This window comes from Pontibacter sp. SGAir0037 (assembly GCF_005491705.1).
GTDB lineage: Bacteria > Bacteroidota > Bacteroidia > Cytophagales > Hymenobacteraceae > Pontibacter.
In genome coordinates this window covers 4,666,523-4,684,535 of the sequence record NZ_CP028092.1, presented here as the reverse complement: position 1 = coordinate 4,684,535, position 18,013 = coordinate 4,666,523, and the positions used below count along the sequence as shown (strand labels likewise).

At 44.7% G+C, this 18,013-nt stretch carries 18 protein-coding genes; 9 read left to right on the top strand and 9 right to left on the bottom strand.

Features of this window, described 5'->3' with window-relative positions:
* Nucleotides 1-2: 2 nt before the first annotated feature.
* The 4 genes from prmA to uvrA all read right to left on the bottom strand — a co-directional run bounded on the left by prmA (nt 3) and on the right by uvrA (nt 5,108).
* Entirely contained in the window at nt 3-833 is an 831-nt protein-coding gene (gene prmA, locus C1N53_RS19450) for a 50S ribosomal protein L11 methyltransferase (protein WP_137760903.1), read from the bottom strand.
* Nucleotides 834-842: 9 nt separating this feature from the next.
* Nucleotides 843-1,214: a DUF6150 family protein gene (locus tag C1N53_RS19445; RefSeq protein WP_137760902.1), complete on the bottom strand. Its 372-nt coding sequence runs from the start codon at nt 1,212-1,214 to the stop codon at nt 843-845.
* A gap of 93 nt (nt 1,215-1,307) precedes the next feature.
* Nucleotides 1,308-2,069, bottom strand: a complete 762-nt coding sequence (gene tpiA, locus C1N53_RS19440) for a triose-phosphate isomerase (protein ID WP_137760901.1) — start codon at nt 2,067-2,069, stop codon at nt 1,308-1,310.
* Between the two features lie 237 nt (nt 2,070-2,306).
* Nucleotides 2,307-5,108, bottom strand: coding sequence for an excinuclease ABC subunit UvrA (gene uvrA, locus C1N53_RS19435; protein WP_137760900.1), 2,802 nt, complete (start codon nt 5,106-5,108; stop codon nt 2,307-2,309).
* A 428-nt stretch (nt 5,109-5,536) separates the two neighbouring features.
* Here uvrA and C1N53_RS19430 point away from each other — a divergent pair, with 428 nt between their 5' ends.
* On the top strand, nt 5,537-5,665 hold the full coding sequence (locus tag C1N53_RS19430) for a 30S ribosomal protein THX (protein WP_137760899.1): 129 nt from the start codon (nt 5,537-5,539) through the stop codon (nt 5,663-5,665).
* Nucleotides 5,666-5,739: 74 nt separating this feature from the next.
* Here C1N53_RS19430 and C1N53_RS19425 read toward each other — a convergent pair whose 3' ends face one another.
* Entirely contained in the window at nt 5,740-7,008 is a 1,269-nt protein-coding gene (locus C1N53_RS19425; protein ID WP_137760898.1) for an MFS transporter, read from the bottom strand.
* A 494-nt stretch (nt 7,009-7,502) separates the two neighbouring features.
* Between C1N53_RS19425 and C1N53_RS19420 the strand changes: the two genes are divergently transcribed.
* From C1N53_RS19420 to nth, 5 genes are all read left to right on the top strand, one after another.
* Nucleotides 7,503-7,844, top strand: coding sequence for a hypothetical protein (locus C1N53_RS19420; RefSeq protein WP_240773286.1), 342 nt, complete (start codon nt 7,503-7,505; stop codon nt 7,842-7,844).
* A gap of 229 nt (nt 7,845-8,073) precedes the next feature.
* Nucleotides 8,074-8,469: a group III truncated hemoglobin gene (locus C1N53_RS19415; protein WP_240773285.1), complete on the top strand. Its 396-nt coding sequence runs from the start codon at nt 8,074-8,076 to the stop codon at nt 8,467-8,469.
* 358 nt (nt 8,470-8,827) lie between these two features.
* Nucleotides 8,828-9,430, top strand: a complete 603-nt coding sequence (locus tag C1N53_RS19410) for an RNA polymerase sigma factor (protein ID WP_137760897.1) — start codon at nt 8,828-8,830, stop codon at nt 9,428-9,430.
* A complete protein-coding gene (locus C1N53_RS19405; RefSeq protein WP_137760896.1) occupies nt 9,405-9,635 on the top strand; it encodes a hypothetical protein in 231 nt (76 codons plus the stop codon). Before C1N53_RS19410 ends, C1N53_RS19405 begins: the two co-directional genes overlap by 26 nt.
* 298 nt (nt 9,636-9,933) lie before the next feature.
* Nucleotides 9,934-10,614: an endonuclease III gene (nth, locus tag C1N53_RS19400; RefSeq protein ID WP_137760895.1), complete on the top strand. Its 681-nt coding sequence runs from the start codon at nt 9,934-9,936 to the stop codon at nt 10,612-10,614.
* On the opposite strand, the gene C1N53_RS19395 is transcribed toward nth, so the two are convergent.
* From C1N53_RS19395 to budA, 3 genes are all read right to left on the bottom strand, one after another.
* Nucleotides 10,538-11,947 carry a sensor histidine kinase gene (locus C1N53_RS19395; RefSeq protein WP_137760894.1) on the bottom strand — a complete coding sequence of 470 codons (1,410 nt, stop codon included), beginning with the start codon at nt 11,945-11,947 and terminating at the stop codon, nt 10,538-10,540. The genes nth and C1N53_RS19395 overlap by 77 nt on opposite strands.
* Nucleotide 11,948: 1 nt before the next feature.
* Nucleotides 11,949-12,524, bottom strand: a complete 576-nt coding sequence (locus C1N53_RS19390) for a DNA-binding response regulator (RefSeq protein ID WP_168194065.1) — start codon at nt 12,522-12,524, stop codon at nt 11,949-11,951.
* A gap of 142 nt (nt 12,525-12,666) precedes the next feature.
* Complete coding sequence (budA, locus tag C1N53_RS19385) at nt 12,667-13,419, bottom strand: acetolactate decarboxylase (RefSeq protein ID WP_168194064.1); 753 nt, start codon at nt 13,417-13,419, stop codon at nt 12,667-12,669.
* A 289-nt stretch (nt 13,420-13,708) separates the two neighbouring features.
* Between budA and C1N53_RS19380 the strand changes: the two genes are divergently transcribed.
* Both C1N53_RS19380 and C1N53_RS19375 read left to right on the top strand, forming a co-directional pair.
* Entirely contained in the window at nt 13,709-14,218 is a 510-nt protein-coding gene (locus C1N53_RS19380; protein WP_137760891.1) for a biopolymer transporter ExbD, read from the top strand.
* Between the two features lie 11 nt (nt 14,219-14,229).
* Complete coding sequence (locus tag C1N53_RS19375; RefSeq protein WP_137760890.1) at nt 14,230-15,075, top strand: energy transducer TonB; 846 nt, start codon at nt 14,230-14,232, stop codon at nt 15,073-15,075.
* A gap of 181 nt (nt 15,076-15,256) precedes the next feature.
* On the opposite strand, the gene C1N53_RS19370 is transcribed toward C1N53_RS19375, so the two are convergent.
* Nucleotides 15,257-15,739 carry a DUF4890 domain-containing protein gene (locus tag C1N53_RS19370; RefSeq protein WP_137760889.1) on the bottom strand — a complete coding sequence of 161 codons (483 nt, stop codon included), beginning with the start codon at nt 15,737-15,739 and terminating at the stop codon, nt 15,257-15,259.
* Between the two features lie 386 nt (nt 15,740-16,125).
* Between C1N53_RS19370 and C1N53_RS19365 the strand changes: the two genes are divergently transcribed.
* Complete coding sequence (locus tag C1N53_RS19365; protein ID WP_137760888.1) at nt 16,126-17,808, top strand: tetratricopeptide repeat protein; 1,683 nt, start codon at nt 16,126-16,128, stop codon at nt 17,806-17,808.
* Nucleotides 17,809-18,013: the final 205 nt, after the last annotated feature.

Below are 18,013 nucleotides of genomic sequence, written 5' to 3'. Positions count from 1 at the left end.
AGTTAGTTTGCCTGAAAAATGGCAGACACCCAATTGTTCTTTACTCGGTGGGAGATATACTTTAATCCTAGTTTGCTTGCTCTATCCTGAAGGATGCTCAGATCTTCGGTATAGAAGCCGCTTAACAGAAGCCGGCCCTGTGGCTTTAGAACAGCAACATAAGCGGGCATATCTTCCAGTAAAACATTCCGGTTTATATTGGCCAGAACTATATCATAAGGCTCATCTCCGGCAATGGTTTCGGCCCCGCCTAATCGCACTTCTATACCCGGAAAAGCATTTATCTGGGCATTTTCCCGCGCATTTTCTACGGTCCAGTCTTCAATATCCACACCCACAATTTCAGATGCACCCAGCTTACCTGCCATGATAGCCAGAATGGCCGTTCCACATCCCATATCCAGCACACGTTTGCCTTCATGATCTACCGTTAACTGGTTCTCGATCATCAGAGTAGTGGTTTCGTGGTGGCCTGTGCCGAAAGACATTTTAGGGTTAATAACAATGTCGTAAGTTGCGTTGGCAGGAGCTTCATGAAAAGAAGCCCGCACCGACACCTGACCGGCAATAAAAAGAGGCTCAAAATTACGTTCCCACTCCTCGTTCCAGTTTTGGCGTGCAATTTTTTGGGTGGTATAACTTACCTCCACTAAACCTTTGTAGCGCTCCAGCATTTCATCCAGCTCTTCCTGCGAAAAATTTGCTTCTTCGGCATAGGCACTAAATCCATCTTCTGTTTCAACAAAGGCATCAAAGCCTAACTCTCCTAATTCAGCCGTAAGAATATCGGCAAAATCAGCATCAACCTTTAAGGTTACTTCTATAAAATCCATGGGTATGTGTTATTCGCGACACCCGGCAAGGGAGCGCACTTGGGTAAAATGAACGGTAAATTGGGCCAGATTGCGATTCTCGGTCACAAAAAGCACATGATCAGCAAAAGCTTTGTTCGGAGTGATGTACCAGGTGCCGGTTACATCTGCAAACAGCTTGTTGTTCTCCTTAAAAACCACCAAGTTAGCAAAGGCTTCCTCTTCACCCAGAAAAACGGTATAAGCAGCACTATTCTTATATTTAGGGTCCCGCTCCAGGTATACTGCGCCATAAATTTTACAGTAATCCTGCTCTGCTACAACTGGCTTATCAGTTGATTCTAAAGCTGATACATCAAAAAAAGTGATTAACTTTAGTAGAATAGTAATATAAATCAGCATGAAATTAGATTTTATTCAAATATAGTCATTACTAAACAAAAAAGGCTGCCGAAAATTCATCGGCAGCCTTTTTTGTTTAAGAAATTCTATGTGTTAGAAAGACTTGATTATATCTAAAAAGTCTCTCGACTTAAGCGATGCTCCACCTATCAGTCCACCGTCTACATCTTCTTTAGAGAAGATTTCCTTCGCATTACCCGGGTTACAGCTACCGCCGTACAAAATAGTGCAATTGTAAGCCGCTTCGGCATCGAACATGCGCGACAGCTGCTCACGAATATAAGCATGCATTTCCTGTGCCTGATCTGAAGTAGCAGTTTTACCTGTACCGATTGCCCAGATTGGCTCATAGGCAATTACTATCTGGTCGAATTCTTCGTTGCTCAGGTATGATACGCTCTCTTTCAGTTGCTTTCCTACATACTCGAAGTGGCGCTCGGCATCGCGCTCTTCCAGGGGTTCGCCGCAGCAGAAAATCGGCTTTAGTCCATGTGCAATAGCAGCCTTCATTTTTTTATAGAGCGTCTGGTCATCTTCGTGGTGGTACATGCGGCGCTCGCTATGGCCAATAATTACGTACTCTACTCCCACAGATTTTAACATGGCGGCAGAAACCTCGCCTGTGTAGGCACCACTTTCATGCTCGCTCACGTTCTGAGCAGCCAGGAACATTTTATCGTTGCCCTGAGTTAATTTGCCTACACTCTGCAGGTATGGAAATGGAGGTGTTACGACTACAGTTACATCGCCGTTCACTTCATCTTTCACCATGTTATCTATTTCCGATACCAGCGAAAGCGCCTCTTCATAGGTCTTATTCATTTTCCAGTTACCTGCAACGATTTTCTTTCTCATGTTCTAAATATTTTTAGTAGTTGATTACAAATTCACTAGCTGATGTACGGCAAAAATAGTAAATTCTAATAGAGGCTGCTATTTTACCTTTTAAATTCGTGCTATAAAACGTTAGACATCATTTCGGTGCGCAGTGTATTCTGGTAGCACCGACTACTGAATTACTTACCTTTCAAAAAGCAGCCGCAGAAGAAGTATTTCTGCGGCTGTCTTACAGTTTGTTTAAAAATAAATAATTTATAGTTTCTCTTTCAGGAACCTGGCAGTGTCGTTATTTTCCAGCTTAGCCATTTCCTCCGGAGTACCTGTAAACAATAAGTTACCTCCGTTTTTTCCACCTTCAGGCCCTAAGTCAATCAACCAGTCAGCCGATTTAATAATATCCATGTTGTGCTCTATAATCACAACGGTATTCCCATTCTCAATTAATGCATTAATGGCTTTCAGCAGTTTACTGATGTCGTGGAAGTGCAGTCCTGTACTGGGTTCATCAAAAATAAACAAAATGTTCTCATGATGCGAAGTAGCACCTTTGGTTAAGAAAGACGCCAGTTTTACACGCTGCGCCTCTCCTCCGGACAATGTATTGCTCGACTGCCCCAGGCGGATATATCCTAAACCCACATCGTCCAGCGGCTTTAAACGCTCCACAATTTTAGGCTGGTCGGCAAAAAACGTAATGCTATCGGCAATGGTCATATCCAGCACCTCCGAAATACTCTTTTCTTTGTACTTGATATCAAGCACATCCTGCTTGAACCGTTGCCCGTTGCAACTTTCGCAGGTCAGGAAGATATCAGCCATAAACTGCATTTCTATCTTTACCTGCCCCTCTCCCTGGCACACTTCACATCTCCCTCCTTCAATGTTGAAAGAGAAGTGAGACGGTTTAAACCCACGCGATTTGGCCAAAGGCTGATCAGCATACAAGGTACGGATAGCATCGTAGGCCTTAACATAAGTTACCGGGTTTGAACGGGAAGATTTGCCAATCGGGTTCTGATCCACAAACTCCACATGCTCAATTTTGCTATAGTCGCCCTGTAGTTTATCGAATTTGCCTGTTGCTTCGGCAGTTGCGCCATGCAGCTTTTGCATAGCCGGAAAAAGTATTTTCTTGATCAGAGTCGATTTTCCTGATCCGCTGACACCTGTTACTACTGTGAGCACGTTCAGCGGAAACTTAACCGTCAGGTTCTTCAGGTTGTTCTCTCTTGCTCCGACTATCTCTATGGCATTACGCCACTTACGCCGCTCAGCAGGCACGGGCACTTCCATTTTACCGCTCAGGTACTTGCCGGTATAGGTTTCGGCTGTCTGTGTCATCTCTTCGAAGGAACCCTGGAACATGAGGTTACCGCCGCCAGAACCAGCTTCAGGACCAATATCGATAAGCTGATCCGCCGCCTTCATCATTTCCTCCTCGTGCTCTACCACAATTACGGTATTGCCAATTTCCTGCAGCGAACGCAGCACCCCAATCAGCTGCTCAGAGTCTTTCGGATGCAGGCCTATGCTTGGCTCATCCAGAATATACATAGACCCCACCAATGCGCTACCCAGAGAAGTTGCCAAGTTAATGCGCTGGCTTTCGCCACCCGACAATGTATTTGACAATCGGTTTAACGTAAGGTAGCCTAAGCCCACGCGGTTCAGGTAGCCTAAGCGGTTGGCAACTTCCACTACCAGCCGATCTGCAACCTTATGCTCATGTTCTGAAAGCTGCAGGTTTTCAAAAAATGGCAGCACTTCTGTAATCGGCAGCAGCACCAGGTCCGTTATACTTTTGCCATCAATCTTTACATAGCCGGCATCTTTGCGAAGGCGGGAGCCTTTACAATCGGGGCAGGTGGTCCGGCCACGGTAACGCGACAACATCACGCGATACTGTATTTTGTGTGTCTGCGACTGTAGGTGTTTAAAGAAGTCGTTCAGGCCTTCAAAATATTTGTTGCCTGTCCATAGCAGTTCCTGTTCAGCCTCTGAAAGCTCGCTATAAGGCCGGTGAATAGGAAAATCAAAGCGAATACCATTTTTCAGCAGGGGCTGCACCCACTCATTCATTTTATCGGAACGCCATGGGGCTATGGCTCCTTCGTAAATAGTAAGGCTTTTATCAGGAATTACCAGATCGGGATCAATACCAAGCACACTACCGAAACCTTCGCAAGTCTGGCAGGCACCGTATGGATTGTTAAAACTGAAGAAGTTAACCGACGGTTCTTCAAACACCATACCGTCCAGTTCGAATCTATCAGAAAACACCCGCTCCTGCTCTCCATAAATGACGCGGCACTCGCCATGGCCTTCGTAAAAAGCTGTTTGCACCGAGTCGCCGATACGGAACGCGAGGTCTTCATCAGACTTATAAATAACAGCTCTGTCAACCAGAATATAAACTTCTTTACCTAGGTCCTGCCCGTTTTCCAGCAGCTCTTCGATAAAGTATACCTGACCGTTAGCATAAATACGGGAGTATCCTTTCTGCAGCAACAGGTCCAGCTCTTTTGCCAGCGTACGATCGGTCTGCAAATGCAGCGGTGCCAGAATCATCACACGCGCCTCGTCCTCCAGAGAAAAGATAAAGTCTACCACATCTGCCACAGTGTCTTTCTGCACTACCTGCCCTGAAACCGGGGAATAGGTTTTACCGATACGGGCATAGAGCAGCTTCAGGTAATCGTAAATTTCGGTGCTGGTGCCAACGGTAGAACGGTTGTTCTTGATGCTTACCTTCTGCTCAATGGCAATGGCAGGACTGATGCCTTTGATATAATCTACCTCAGGTTTATCCATACGGCCCAGGAACTGGCGTGCGTAAGAACTTAAGCTTTCGACATACATGCGCTGGCCTTCGGCATACAATGTATCGAATGCCAGCGAAGACTTGCCGGAACCGGAAAGGCCGGTAACTACTATAAATTTATTGCGTGGCAGCGCCACACTCAGATTTTTAAGATTATTCACCCGAGCTCCCTTTATAATAATATTTTGGCGGGCGTCGAGTTCGTCGAGGTTATAATCAGGAATTTTTGCCATACAGACAGTAGCTTTTGCCTTTTCAACCTTTAAACAGGCATTCGGCTAAGCTATTTTTTTGCTTTAGTTTAACATGTAAAGTTACACATACTTAACCTTTTTTCGAAGGCCTTAGTTGCATCTGGAGCAGATAAGACGGCTATAGCGCCTCACCAAATTCAGAATTAGAAAATATAGAGGAAGAATGGAGTCATACTTGCTTCTCAGGCTTTTTCCCCGCTAAAGAGTTGTTTGGCAATAAAGCCTGCCATAGCAATAAACAGGAAGTGCTACTATTTGCCTGCATTTAATTTTCGGTAGCCTTACCTCTTTTATTTCAGGTAATGATTTTTTAAATTGGCATAAGCAACAACAACATTTTTTAAAACCTGTTGCCACGCTTTACCCGTAAGGGATACTTACCATTTAACTATTTTAAACTGATTTTTATGGGAAAAGGAGATAAAAAAACTAAAAAAGGCAAAATCTCAAAAGGCACATTTGGAAACAGCCGACCAAGACAGGCTACTAAAAATAAAGCCCAAAGCAATTCGAAAGAGGCAGCAGCTTCTAAATAACTTTAAATAAAAGCTTCATGAGCAGCCAGAGCTTGTAAACATATTACAGGCCCTGGCTGCTCATGAAGCTTTTATCAGGCCAGTTCCGCATCCGGGGTTAAATCCAGACTCCGCAGTTTGTCTGCTTTAAAAGCCGTTACGCCCACCACAAACAACGTCATGGCTCCGCCAAATACTACGGCAGGCACTACTCCCATTATTTTGGCTGTAAATCCAGATTCGAAAGCACCAATCTCATTCGAAGAACCAACAAAAATACTATTAACAGACGACACTCTCCCTTTCATGTACTCAGGTGTAAGAGTATGAATGAGTGTAGACCGTATGATCACGCTTATACTGTCAAAAGCCCCGCTCAAGGCCAGCAGCAGCAGCGAAAACCAGAAGCTGGTGGATAAGCCGAACAACACAATACATACCCCGAAACCGGCCACTGCCCATAGCATCTTTTTACCGGCTTGTATAGTTACAGGGCGGTAAGCCATGAACACCGCCATTATAACCGATCCAACAGCCGGAGCAGCACGCAGAAATCCGAGTCCCTGAGGCCCGATCAGCAGAATATCGGAGGCAAAAATCGGAAGCAAAGCTACAGCTCCTCCAAAAAGTACGGCAAACATATCCAGGGATATGGCACCAAGTATAATCTGATTACCAAAGACAAATTGTATACCAGTGCGTAAGCTCTCTTTCAGATTTTGAGGGTTAATATCTTCGGGCAAAGGCCTGGCTCCAATCAGGGAGAAAGCAAGCAGCGAAAGCAATACCAGCAATGCGTCTGTGGCATAGGCTGCCTGTATTCCATAAAAACCGTAGATCAGGCCACCTATAGCTGGCCCGGCCAGCGAAGCAGCCTGCCATGTTGTACTGCTCCAGGTTATAGCATTGGCGTATAGTTGTTTGCCGGTTACTAATTGCGGCATAAAAGAAAAAACAGCCGGACTCATAAATCCCCTGGCTATTCCGCTTAAAAATATAATGCCGTAAATCGGGAGCACCCCGTAGAGCAGCAATATATTACTTATATCCAAAGTAAAGAAAAGCAGTAGTGTAGAGCATAACAGCAGAACCGATATTACCACCAGAATAATTTTCTTCCTCGGAATTTTATCTGCTACATAACCGGCGTAGAGCGAGACGAAGATCGATGGTATCGCCTCGGCAAGTCCTATCAATCCCAAGGAAAGTGGGTCTTTTGTAATATCGTAGATCTGCCAGCCAACTATGACAGCCTGTATTTGCATAGCCAGTGTAATGCATAGCCTGGCAGAAACATATAATCGAAAATCGGGTATTCTTAATACGGCATAAGGATCATGCTTTTGCCCGGAACGGTTATTCATATTATTTTGTATAAAAACTAAAGGGTCAAAATTACACAGAACCAACCTTATGCACGCTACACATGTAGATTTATAGTTATACAGGAAAGACAGGGACAGGCTGAAAACATGTGTCTCCTGTACCTGCCTGCACACTGCATTTAGCTACCAGGAGCCGGTGATTTTACAGGTTAATTTTTCGCCCTAAACCGTAACACAGTTCTGTAAATAGAAGTATACTTTTTGTAGTACGGCAATTGATATCTTGTGAGCTTACCCGCGTCGGAGAAGAGCTTTTTTAAGCGTAAGTAATTGTATTATTATCTTTCTGTTTAGCGTAACAGCCTAAGATTAATTTCATGTTATGTTTACTTCAAAGCTGAAATCTAATTTCAGCTAACGGCTCAGGCATGGACATGATAGTCATGTTATATTAACAATACATCAATAAATATAACATTACTTTGCCTTTTAAATAATTTATTACTATATTCAATTAACACTTACTAATTGATATGATGAAACAACTAGACATCCGAAGCTTACTGGAGAACATAGAGAAGAAGGTATCTCAGCAGGAGATCACAACAGACGCAGATGTTACTAAACTTATAAACAGCGAGATAGCAGAAGCAATAAATCTACAGTATAAGAAAAAGGAAAACAGCACCGACACAGCTTATAGCAATGTGTCTTATACAACACTCGAAAGTTATCTGCAAAACCTTAAAACGTTAGAGAAAAAATTGCAGGCTCCTGCTGATATAACAGCACAATGCACCCCGGTAGAAGAGCGCGAAATTAACCGTCGTTTGTTACTGATCCTGAACCGCCTGAAAGGCTATAGCAGAAGATAATATTTCTTATTTTTAACCAACCATCCTTCGCTAAGACACCACTCTTTCGAAGGATTTTTTATGTCCTTTCGTTTAACTTTTGCCGCATTTATTCCTGTTCTTCTAACATCCACGGTACAGGCTGCTGTGCCAGCCCTGCGTATGCTGTAATACCACAACTGACAAAAATCATTTCATCGCAATAGTCTTACCTGTATACTTGCATTCATATCTGCAAAACATTAGCCTTATGGCATATACCTATTCTCTGCAAGCGATGAAAGACCTGGAAAACGAAGCCGATATCAAGCAACTGGTAGATACATTTTATGATCATGTAAATCATGATGCATTGCTTTCTCCTGTTTTCAACGAAATTGCTCAGGTCGATTGGGAGCATCATTTGCCCGTTATGTATAACTTCTGGAGTTCTGTGCTTTTTGGCACTATGGCCTATAAAGGGCAGCCTTTCCCGAAGCACCTGCGCCTTCCTGTAACAGGAGAACATTTTGATAAATGGATAGCTTTATTTAAAGCAACAGTAGATGCACTCTTTAGTGGCAAGAAAGCAGAAGAAGCAAAACAAAAAGCGCAGAGCATCGCTCGTATTTTTCAAATGAAAATGGGCTTACTGCCATATGTTTAGCAGTGTAGTTTAGTTTCTAAAGTCTTTCTCTCCCAAACTACCTGCGTCGGCACCTAAGAAAAAGCAGCCTGAAAATGCAGCATAAAGGCTTTTGCTATATGTGGAAAATTAAATTTAACTAAGTGTTGACTTTTTTTAACTTTTCTTGCGTAGAAGGAGTGTCTGCAAAAATTATTTTGTTTAGCAAAAATAAAACTACTCCGGCAGTAATTATTTTTTTTTAGTAAACAGCTCACTATCTGTTGCAAACTAAAAAGTGATTACTTATATTTGAATCTACCATTCAAAAAAAGTTGTTCAAACCCCTTAACGCCACAATATGATATAAAGCTCTACGTTACCTTAATGTAGCTTTAAAATGAATACGACTACGCAGTTAAGCGATTCTGCATTGGTATCGCTTTACATAGCCGGAAACGAAAACGCGTTCGAACAGCTAGTAAACAGACACAAAAATAAAGTTTATACTACAATCTTATTGATTGTAAAAGATTCTTATACGGCCGAAGATTTGCTGCAGGATGCCTTTATAAAGGCAGTGCATACCATGAAAAGCGGCCGCTATAACGAAGAAGGCAAGTTTTCTTCCTGGATTTGTCGAATTGCCCATAACCTGGCAATTGACTACTTCCGTAAAGAGAAGCGAAGCCCGATGATCACTCTTGAAGACGGGAGCAATGTGTTTAATAACTTATCGTTTGCAGAAGACTCTGCTGAGTCGCTGCAGATTAAAGAAGACACTTTTGCCCGACTGCGTGAGCTAATCCAAACGTTGCCACAATCGCAGCGGGAAGTACTTATGATGCGCCATTATGCCGACATGAGTTTCCAGGAAATAGCAGAAGCAACAGGAGTGAGCATCAACACCGCCTTAGGTCGTATGCGCTATGCGCTCATCAACCTGAGAAAGAAGATGCTAAATACGAATATTGCTTATGATAAAAACCTCTACTCAGAATGAGCTGATCCAGTATGTTTATGATGAATTGGCAGAAAATGCCTGTAAGCATTTGGAGGCAGCCTTGCTGCAAGACATGGAGCTAGCTGACAACTGCTCTGAGCTCTTGCTTATCCAAAACTTACTAAGTGGCGCCACTAAAAGCCCAGGTGATCGCGCTATAGATAATATCCTGCAATACTCCAGGAGTTTAAGCTTTCAATCGTAGGTTGTTTGCTTGACGAGGCTTAAAACCGCTGCTAACAATAGCAGCGGTTTTTTTTATATTAAACGGCATAAGCACCAGCGGCCTTCGCGCTGTGCTGCGAAGGCCGCTGGAATGTCGGGAGTAAAGCTTGCTATTTGTACTATAGCTAACGCAGACTGTTTCCTTTGGTTTACCTCCTGTTAGAGAAGCCCTGATCCAGAAATTACACTTCCTCATTTTATCCTGAAGTATTTAACGCTTAAATTCACAGCCTGTCAACATTAAAGGAAGCTGCACGCCAGGCAGCGGAAAGAATATTATGCGCAAAAAGGAAAGATACAAGTTGCTGATTGAGCACTTTACCCAGAATTTTCCAGAACCAGAAACCGAACTGCACTATACAAACCCATACGAACTGATACTTGCAGTTGTACTAAGTGCCCAGTGCACAGATAAGCGAGTAAATATAGTTACACCGGCCCTTTTTGAGGCTTTTCCTACTCCTGCGCATTTGGCAACAGCTACGCCGGATGAGATTCTGCCGTATATTAAAAGTATCTCCTACCCTAACAACAAAGCCAAGCACCTGGCCGGGTTAGGCAAAATGCTGGTGGAGCAGTTTAACTCAGAAGTACCCAACACAGTAGAGGAATTGGTGAAGCTGCCCGGTGTGGGGCGCAAAACGGCCAATGTTATTGTCTCCGTTATCTGGAACCAGCCTGCCATGGCGGTAGACACACACGTGTTCAGGGTAAGCAAGCGTTTGGGCTTAGTGGCTAAAACGGCTAAAACACCTTTAGAAGTTGAAAAGGAGTTAATTGCCAACCTTCCGCAGGAACTTATTGCCAAAGCACATCACTGGCTTATTTTACACGGCAGGTATATCTGCATTGCCCGAAGGCCAAAGTGCGAAGAATGCCCCCTTACCCATTTCTGCCAGTTTTTTCAGAAAAATTTTCCGAATATTCCAGACGATCCGGAAAATAAACTGGGAGGCTAAGGTTATCAACGCTTCTGTTTTCAGAGGCGCCCTGTTTATTTTTTCCCAGCGAAAAGAGTACAGAAACGCTGGTACCACGAGCGACTGTTATAGACAAATTTCCGTTTAGCTGCTTTACCATGCTGTTCACGAGATCCATACCGAAGGTTTTGGAACTGGCCGAATGCCTGATACCGGAACCATTGTCTTCGATCTCCAGCAGGTACTGAGCACCTTTATCTTTGAAAGTTACTTTCAGGCGTGGCTCCGGTGTATCTTTAAAGGCGTGCTTAAAAGCATTTGAAATTAACTCGTTGCAAATCAATCCTAAGGGAATCGTTGCTTCTATATTCAACCAAACCGGCTCAATATCATACTCCAGCATCTCGTCTTCAAAAATGCCGTTATACGAAAACATGATTGTTTCTGCAAGTTCGCGCAGGTAATCCATCATGTATACATCGGTGGCACTTCCTACCTGGTAGAGCCGCTGGTGCACCAGAATCATAGAAAGCAGCCTGTTCTTGCTTTCAAGTATGGCGTGGCGGGCATTTTCGTCCTGCACAGCAAAGGCCTGCAGGTTTAGCAGGCTGCTTATCACCTGCAGGTTGTTCTTCACCCGATGGTTCAGCTCCCTGAGCAGGGTGTTGATATGCTCGTGCCGGTCGTTGGCAATTTTTACTGCTGCCTCCAGCTCCTGTGTTTTATCTTCCAGCTTTTGCCGCTGCCAGGTAATCTGCTCGTTCAGCGAAAGAAGCTCCCGGTTTTGAGCAGCCACTCTTTCCCGCTCCGTATAGTAGCTCTTCCGGTATGCAGCAATTACCACCGTTGTATACAGCAGCGTGTACAGCATTGTAACAGCATGGTCTATTATTTTTTCCTCTCTGCTGCTATAAGGCAGCACCCAATGCGGAAATATGTACTCCAGCAGCAGCAGGGCCAGTATATTTAAGTAGAACAGACTATAAATCCAGTACTGGTATTTAGCCGGGGCAATCAGCAGAAAAATGTTCTGCAGCATAATAATCAGGTAAATCACATTGCCTTCCAGCCCTCCGTTGTAGAAGTTCATCCAGCTAAGGATAGTCATTGTAGCTATAATGTAAATAACTATTAGGCTGATAGAGAAATGATTCCGGAACCGGGAGTAGTAGTAGAGGGCACCGGAGATAAGGGCACCTGCCAGGCTGAGCCAAACAGTGAGCATGTGAAGGCCGATCAGGTAATTGGCAGTAGCGCCTAACACTGCAAAGCTTGTAATCAAGAAGCTTGACATGTTAAAGATACGATGCTCCAGCGCGAAAGCTACCTCGTTTCCCCTGATGTGCTGCATGTATTCATCCAGGTTCCGCATATTACAAAAGCTTAATCCAGCGCTGCTTCACGGCCATAGCAATCAGTTCAGAGCTGGTGCCAACATCAAACTTTCTTAAAATGTTGCGACGGTGGGTGTTTACGGTATATTCACTGATAAAAAGCTTTTCAGCAATTTTTTTGCTACTCATTCCTTCGGCCAGATACTGTATAATATCCAGCTCACGGGCAGAGGGCTTTGGTTCATTACCGGGTGTTACGGCTTCTGTTTGGCGAAGGGCCATTTTTACGGCTACCAGCAACTGACGCTCTGTAAAAGGCTTTAGTACATAAGCTGCAGGAGCTGTCAGAAGGGCATCATCAAGCGTTTGCTGCTCTGAGTAGGCAGTAAGATATACTACAGGCGCAGGTCTTATAGCCAGCAACTCTCTAATTATCAGCGGGCCTTCATGCTGACCATATAAATTTATATCGCTGATAATCAAATCGACTCCCTGCTGCCTGTAAAGCTGCATTGCATCCTTCCGGTTGTTGGCAATGACCACATGCTCATACTGTGCCTGCTTTAGCACAGAGGCGACATGCTCAGCTACCAGCCGCTCATCTTCAATTATCAAAATGCAATGCTGCATACTACCTGCGGGGTTATTATCCTGTTGAAGTTATCAACCTGATAAAAATAAGCAAATGCAGCCAGTATATTGCGGACCAGCTTAAAAATACCCTTTTTTAGGTATAGCTTTTACGCTGAGTACCTATTTATTCCGAGATCGGCTTGTTCAGTTCCAGGTGCTGCAGCAAGGCAGGGTCTGGTAATTGCACCTCTAGCCCATTGGCATAGTCTATCTGCACCTCCACCTGCTCTACTACCAGATCGTTTACATGGCCTCCTGTCGTTCTGGCCTCGTCTACAAAATGGAAGTGATACACAGGACTGTTTAATACTTCTGCCGATTCCGGTGTAAAGAGGCCTACCAGCGTTGCCTCTATTCCTGAACGCTCAAAGGTCTCCTCCGGAACATCGTCGGTAGGCTGATAAGGCCGCTGCTGTGGCTCAAAGCTTCTGTACTTTAACGAAGCAAACCTACCCGTCACTTTAAGGGCAGCAAAAGCATTTTTAGTGATCACCGAATCCAGGTAGGCTTCCAATGCCTCCAGGGTTAATGGCTTCACAATTGTTATTGTTTGATCCGGATTGAACAACTTAACAGCGGCAAAAGGAATTTGCACTGTGTCGGCCAGTTCGTATACTTTCCCGTCGGCAGGTATGCCGTAAGCAGTACCATCCAGCAACACCAGCTCATAGGCTAACCGGGCAGCACTTCCTACACCTAAGTTCCCATGCTTCTTCAGTTCTTCTACAGACATTGTGCCGTCATACTGTCCCTGGTGGATAGCCCGATTGAGCGAAGCATAAAATATCTTATCGTGCTGCTCCTCCTGGCTGGAAGCAGTATTTGTCTGGTTCTCAGCTTTATTGTTACTGTTGCAAGCTGCTAATGCAGCAAGCATAAAGGCTAAAATATAAACTACGCGCATTGTAAATAATGTTGGGTACCTTTTCTATATCGTATCGTGGCTTTGCAGGTTCTGCATCAGCAAGGTAAATTTCTTGTTCCTGCCTCTAATTTTAACTATACATACCTTCTCTCCCACCTCCTTTACAAATGCTTTATCGCTACGGCCCCAGCCTTCATCTACCTGGGGAGTAATATTTTTTAATTTTTTCTTCTCCTTTCTTATGGAATTTCTGCGGCACCTGCATCATCATACTAAAAACCACTAAGAGAAAGGAGACCGCATGGCCGAAGTTCAGGAAAAAGCAGAAACCGGTAAAGGAGGAGGCAAGCAAAGAACTAAAAAGATACCCGTCCACCTGGACATGACACCTATGGTAGATCTGGCTTTTTTGCTGCTCACCTTTTTTATGTTAACCACCACATTTGCCCTGCCACAGGCAATGCAGCTAACCATGCCAGCCGATGGCCCACCATCTGCTTTAGCGGCCAGTAATGCACTAACTATTTTGCTGGGCGAAAATAACAGGCTTTTCTACTACTTCGGTTCAGGCGATCCTGCCGAACACCCAGCAGTAACGGAAACAGACTTTTCAAACACCGGCATCAGGAAGGTGCTGCTATCGGAAAGGGTAAAGTCAAATCCGAAACTAATGGTTTCGATCAAGCCTATGGAAAAGTCGCGCTACCAGAACACGGTAGATATTCTGGATGAAATGAAAATTACCGACACCAGAAAATATGCCCTGGTAGACATTACTGAAAACGACAAAAAATTAATAGCAACCAGATAAATGACACAGATATGGAAGTAACTAATTTAAGAAAGCTTACGATGGATGACATTATCTTTTCGGGGCGCAACAAAGCCTACGGTGCTTACCTGCTACGTAAAATCTACAACAAGCACGTTACTGCAGCTACCTTTATAGCCACCTCTCTTTTCCTGCTGCTCATCAGTACACCGCTAATTGCCAAGTATGTGAAAGGGGATGTGGATGTAGTGCTGCCAACAAAGGATGATGGGGGGTTAATAGTAGAATTACCACCAACACCGGCTCTACCGGAAGAGGAGGTTATAATACCTCCAGCCGCACCTATAACTCCCCCTCCGGCGCCTCCGGCTGCCAGACCTCAGATGCGATATACACCGCCTGTCGTAAAACCCAACAACCAGGTAGATGACCAATCAGATGTGCCGGATGTTGCGCAATTAGAAGGCGTAGACATTGGCACTAAGAACATAGAGGGTGTTATAGGTGGCGAGCCCGCAGACTTAAATGCACTTGAAGGTGTACCTGGTGGAACAGGCATTGTGAGTGATGCCATGCCGGAGGCGCCATACGAATATGTAGAGCAAATGCCGGAATTTCCGGGTGGGGAAAAAGCCATGATGGCTTATTTAGGCAAAAACATCCGGTATCCGGCTGCAGCAACCAGAGTTGGCATTGAGGGGATATGCGTACTCTCCTTTGTGGTGAGCAAAACCGGTGAGATATCTGATATCCAGGTGGTTAAAAATTTAGGTGGCGGTACCGGAGAGGAAGCAGTGCGTGTAGTAAAAACAATGCCCCGTTGGACTCCCGGAAAGCAAAATGGCCGTGCTGTGCCTGTACGTTATACTTTACCTGTTCGCTATACTTTAAGATAACCTACTATTTTTTTATTAATAAAAAAGGCCATGCACATGCATGGCCTTTTTTGCTTCAGGAGGTAAGCACCTAATACACGGTCAGCTTAATTTCATAATTTTCATGATTCATGAAAAGCTTCGTGCAGCACGTTCTCTACCATTTTTAATTCATAATTTTTAATTTCTAATTGATGAGGCACTAGCTTCTTTGCTGTCTGCTTTCACCGCCTTTAAAGCGCTGTCCTTTTTCCTGGCTTCTTTTCTCGAAACGAGCACGCATTTCTGCCTGATCAGCTTGATATTTGGCATATTGTTGAGGCGTTAAGATACCTTTCAGTTCGGCATCGTATTGCACGTGTCTCGCCTTCATGGCTTCACGGTTTTTACCTGCATCTTCTTTAGATTTTGCGTCGGCACGCATTGCCTGCATTTCTTTTGCCTGCTTTAAGTGTAAGGCTTGCACCTTTTGCTTTTGAGAGGCATTCAGCTCCAGCCGCTCGCTCATACGCTCTGTTCTTAGCTGTGCTCTTTCTTCAGGAGTTCTCTTCTCTTTTCCGTCTTGTCCTTTTCCAGGACCACGCTGTTCGGTACGGGCTTTTTTATCTTTCTGAGGTGCAGTTTGTGCAAATGAGCTACCAGCTACTAACACACCTAACGAGAGCATCACAATTATCTTTTTCATCTTTCTTTCTCTTAAAGTTTAGGGTTCATTAAAGTGAGAATAAAACTCTAGGCCTGGTTTATTTCTTGTTCGGAAAGGCATATCCAAACGGTGTGCCAAAAATGAAAAAGCACAAATTTAATGTCATAACATCTAAATAAAATGTATGCCTCTATCCATCACCCCGCTTCACATCCCAAAAACCTGACGACTAACATCCAGGTACTTATGCCTTTTTATTATCTTTCCTACAGATTAAGCATTGGTAAACTATACCACCTGGTGGATTACCACTGCACCTGTTTCTCAGGAGCTTATAGCAAGCTAATTATAATTTAACCCACTACTAACATTCTGGTAACATACCGCTGCTACCTTACCTGTTTTAGCACTTAAGGTAGCAGCTTATGCTTTTAGTATATACTTGGGGAATCAGCTTTTGCCTCACCCTCCTCTCTTTCAGTACAAACGCCCTGAGTCCTACTCCGCCACTTTCTCAGGATAGCATCTCGGAAAGCGACGGCCCAGGAAAAACAGATCAGCTTACACAATGGGCAGGCCAACTGCTGGCGAGCCACCCTGACTCGGCATACGAGTTGGCGCATCGGGCGCTGCAAATGGCCGAAAAGCAAGAGTACGTCCTGGGGCAGGCCAACAGCCATCAATTGCTCGGGCGGCTCCTTTACCACCAAGGCGTTTATAATCAATCGCTCAACAACCTGCTGCAGGCCGAAAAGCTATACCTGGAACTCCGGCACGAAGATCAGTTAGGCGAAAACCTCAACTACCAGGGCCTGGTATATTATGCCATCCGCCAGCCTGAACTCTCGCTCAAACACCATCAGGAGGCGCTGGAACTATACGAAAAGCAAAAAGATCAAAAAGGAATTGCCTACTCCTATGGCTGCATCGGGCGGCTATACGAGAAACGGCAGCAGTATGTACTGGCTTTGGAATACCAGCAGAAGGCGCTCAATTTATACGAGCAACTGCAGGATAAACAGGGCACCGCTACCATACTGGAAAACATTGGCAGTATACTCGAAGACAAGGAAGAGTATCAGGAAGCCCTGCGCTACTTTAATAAATCGGTAAGGCTGAGTGAGGCTGCCGCCGACAGTTTGGCGATTATAGTAGGGCTGAATAACATCGGCGACATCTACCGAAAGACCGGCCGCTATGCATTGGCCATAGAAACTACCCGGCAAGCCCTGCAATTGGCAACCCGGCTCGGCGATCGGTACCAGATCAGCAGTGCCCACAAAGACCTGAGCCAGGAGTATAGCTTAACTGGCAATTACAAGGCAGCCTACGAGCACCTCGAAACGTTCCGGCGCCTGCACGACGAGCTCTACAGTCAGGAAACCACACAGCAAATCGCCCTGCTGCAGTCGCTGTTTAACGTGGAACAGAAAAATAACGAGATACAGATACTGGAGAAGCAACAGCAACTCAATAACCTGATCAAAATTACCTTAACGGGCGGCATCGTGCTCATGGCTCTGTTAGGTCTTGTACTGTTCAGCCGACAACGGCTAAAAATACAACGCAACAAAGAGGCCATGGAACAGCAGGAGCAGATGTACCAAGCACAGCGCAAATTAATGGAGGCCGAACTTGAAAACACACAGCTACGCGAAAAGCAACTCCAGCAGGACCTGAACACGCAGGTAAAATCACTTACAGCACATACCCTCCACATCATCGGCAAAAACCAGACACTTGACGAACTTAAAACAAAGTTAAACGAAGCGCTGCAGGACGACCAGAAGGCACAGCGACGTAAGTTTAAAAGCCTGATCAACCAGATAGACTATAGCATAGTGCAGGACAAGGAGTGGGATGATTTCAGAGGTACTTTTGAGCAGGTACACCAGGATTTCTTTCAGAAGCTGCACCAGCAGGCACGTGAACTTACTTCTTCTGAAGTACGGCTTGCCTCACTTATCAAGCTTAATCTGCCATCCAAAGAGATCGCCACTATACTGGGTATTTCGCAAGACAGCCTTCGGGTATCACGGTACCGGCTAAAAAAGAAGCTGCAACTGGAACAGGGCGATAGCCTCAGCAACTTCATCCTTAACCTTTGAGTAGCAATAACTTAATTTACGCTTAACATTTAAAAAAGCACTAATTATCAATTACTTACACCCATTTTAACCGCATTTGTTGCTGTTCTGTTAACGCTCCGGATGCTGCTTGTTGCCTTAATGTTCACGCCTTCCTATTGATTTCCCCTCGCCTGCTCAGCTAGTTTTGCCCTGTCTTCAGGAAACAGTCGCCCCTGTTCTCCTG